Source organism: Streptomyces sp. AcH 505, from assembly GCF_000818175.1.
Lineage (GTDB): Bacteria > Actinomycetota > Actinomycetes > Streptomycetales > Streptomycetaceae > Streptomyces.
On sequence record NZ_JTIY01000001.1, the window covers coordinates 2,100,181 to 2,103,303 of the forward strand.

The 3,123-nt window shown below is 72.3% G+C and carries 1 protein-coding gene and 2 pseudogenes; all 3 read left to right on the top strand.

Annotation, left to right across the window (positions count from 1 at the left end; translation table 11 throughout):
* A pseudogene (locus tag HY68_RS09710) lies at positions 1 to 320 on the top strand (hypothetical protein); the annotation flags it as partial.
* On the top strand, positions 301 to 2,823 hold the full coding sequence (locus HY68_RS09715; RefSeq protein ID WP_041986984.1) for an Hsp70 family protein: 2,523 nt from the start codon (positions 301 to 303) through the stop codon (positions 2,821 to 2,823). The pseudogene HY68_RS09710 and the gene HY68_RS09715, both read left to right, overlap by 20 nt.
* A pseudogene (locus HY68_RS43640) lies at positions 2,820 to 3,123 on the top strand (tetratricopeptide repeat protein); the annotation flags it as partial. The gene HY68_RS09715 and the pseudogene HY68_RS43640, both read left to right, overlap by 4 nt.

Below are 3,123 nucleotides of genomic sequence, written 5' to 3' on the forward strand. Positions count from 1 at the left end.
CCGCCGAAGACCCCGGCAGCGGCGGCCGAGGCAGCGGCGCGGCAGCGCGTAGAGCGCCCAAGGCCGCCCGGCATCTGCGGGCCGCGCAGGACGCCCTCGCCAAGGCCGGAGTGGAGATCCACGACCACGACGGCATGGAGTACGACATCGGGCTCGCCCTCGACGTACTCGCCTACCAGCCCACCCCGCACGCGACGCGGGAGACCGTGCACGAGACAGTCCGGCCCTCGGTCTACCGGGACGGCCGCTGCATTCAGACGGGCCAAGTCATCGTGGCCCAACCGGAAGGAGAGCAGGACCATGGCTCGCGAGACCGTTGACTTCGGCATCGACCTGGGCACCACCAACAGCGCCATCGCCATGTCGACGGGCGCCGACGCGGACATCGTCCGCAACAACCTCCGCGACGAGTACACCCCTTCGGCCGTCCACATCAACCGGTCCGGACATGTGCTGGTCGGCAAGCGCGCCAGGAACAAGCTCGACGCCGATCCGGCCAACACCCACGCCGAGTTCAAACTCCAGATGGGGGTACGGGACGCGGCGCGCGGCTTCGCTGGCTCCGGGCGCACGATGTCACCCGAGGAACTGTCCGCCGAGGTGCTGAAGTCGGTCAGGCAGGACGTCCGGCGCGCGTACGGCGAGGAGATCGGCGCCGCCGTCATCACCGTACCGGCGGCCTTCGAACTCGATCAGTGCGACGCGACCCGGCGGGCCGCCGCGCTCGCCGGGCTTGAGTTCGCGCCGCTGCTCCAGGAGCCGACGGCGGCGGCCTGGGCGTACAGCGCGGTCGCGACCGATGTGCCGAGGCGCGGCTTCTGGCTGGTGTACGACCTCGGCGGCGGTACGTTCGACGCGGCCGTGATCCAGGTCCAGGACGGCGAGTTCACCGTCGTGAACCACGCGGGCGACAACTTCCTCGGCGGCAAGCTGATCGACTGGCTGCTCGTCGAGGAGATCCTGATCCCGGCCGCGCGCGCCGCGCACCCGGGGCTCGCGTCGCTGGAGCGCTCCGACCCGCTCCAGGCGGCGAACATCGCGAAGCTCAAACTCGCTGCGGAGGAAGCCAAGATCGAGCTGTCGCACATGGCGGCCGTCGAGGTGGACGTCGAACTGTCCGACGCGCGGGGCGACCGGATCCCGTTCGTGCACGAGGTGACCCGCGCCGACGTGGAGCGGGTGGCGATGCCGCTGTACCGGCGCTCGGTCGAGCTGTGCCGCAAGGCGCTCGCGGAGAAGAGCCTGGCGCCAGGCAACATCGAACGGGTCCTGCTGGTCGGCGGCGCGACGCTGGCGCCCGCCCTGCGTGACCTGCTCGCCGACCCCGCCGACGGGCTCGGGATCCGGCTGGACCACAGCCTCGACCCGGTGACCGTGGTGGCGCGCGGCGCCGCCGTCTTCGCGCGTACGCAGCGGCTGCCGCACGGGGCCAAGGACCGGGCCGCCGAAGTCGGCGACGTCCTGCTGGACTTCGCGCACAAGCCGACCGGCCGCAGCACGGAGCCGCTGGTCGGCGGGCAGGCCAGGACGGCGCAGGACGCCGAGGCCGGCGCCCGGGACTGGACGGGCTACACCGTCGAGTTCGTCAACACGGCCGACAACGAGCTGGAATGGCGCAGCGGTCAGGTGCCGCTCGGGGCGAGCGGCAGCTTCACCGCGCGGCTGAAGGCACGGGCAGCGCACAACACGTACGCGATCGAATTCCGCACCCCGCAGGGCACGTTGGTGCCGACGAGCCCCGCCACCACCTCCTACCAGCGGATGGCGATGGAGGGCGGCGACGCCACGCTGAGCCATTCCTTCGGGGTGTGGGTGGAGGGCAACGAGGTGGCGTGGATCCTGCGCAAGGGCACGGAACTGCCGGCCGAGGGGCGGATCGTCCTGGAGTCCACGGTCGAGGTGCGGCGCGGCCAGCACACCGGCCTGATCAGGGTGCCGATCGTGCAGGGCGAACGGGCGAGGGCCGACCGCAACTCGATGGTCGGCCAGCTCGACATCCGCCCCGACGAGATCGCGCGTGACGTGCCGGCGGGCAGCGAGATCGAGGTCCTGGTGGAGATCGACGAGAGCTTCCGCACGCACGTCGACGCGTACATCCCCATCCTGGACGAGGAGTTCGAGATCGACGTCGAGCTGGGGCGGGACAACCCCGACGTCGAGGAGCTGCGCGGGCAGGGCGCCGCTGTCACCGCCCAGTACGAGGAGCTGCGCCGCCGTTCGGCGACATCGCAGGCGGGCCGTACGACGGAGCTGCTCGACGCGTTCGACCAGCGGGGCGGGCTCGAAGGCATCAGCCGCGAGCTGGACTCGGCCGACGTCAACCCCGACGGGCCCGCCATCGCACAGGAGTTGCTCAGGAAGGCCGAGTCGGCGCTGGACGAGGCGGAGGACGCGCTCGTACTGCCCCGGCTCGTGCAGGAGGCCGAGTCGGTACGGGACTGGGTGCGCGAGGTGATCGAGGAGTACGGCGACGGGCACGCCAAGAGCGCCCTGCGCGAGGCGGAGGCGGAGCTGGACGCCGCGATCACCTCGGGCGACCCGACGCTGGTCGACCACGCGAGCGAGGCAGTACGCAACGTCGGACTGCAGGTCCTGGACGCGTCGGGGCGGCTTCCGGTGCTGCAATTCATGTCCCTGAAGGAGCAGTTGGCGGCCAGCGCCGACGGACGAATCCAGCGGCTGCTGCACGAGGGCGAGGCGGCGGTCGCCGCGCAGGACACCGCCCGCGTACGCAATCTCGTCATCCAGCTGCGGCGGTTGCTGCCGAGGGACGCCGTCGTGGCTGACGGCAGCGTCGACACGACGGTGCGGGCGCAGCGATGAGGGCCAACGCCACGGCCGCTGCCACGACCACTGCCGGCCGTCCGGCGCCGCTGGTCCGTGCGCTGGACTCGGCGCGGCTGGGCCGGTACGCGGACGCCAGGGGCGCCCTGGACCAGCTGGGCGGCGACAGCAGTGACGACCCGGTGGTCCAGGATCTGCTGGCGCGGCTGCACGCGCAACGGGGCGAGCTGGCGGAGGCTGACGCCTGCTGGGCGCGGGTGCTGGCCTCGGCACCCGCCGACGCTCCGGTGGCCGTCGCTGCCGTGGCGGGACGACGGCGGATCGCCGCGCTCCAGGCCC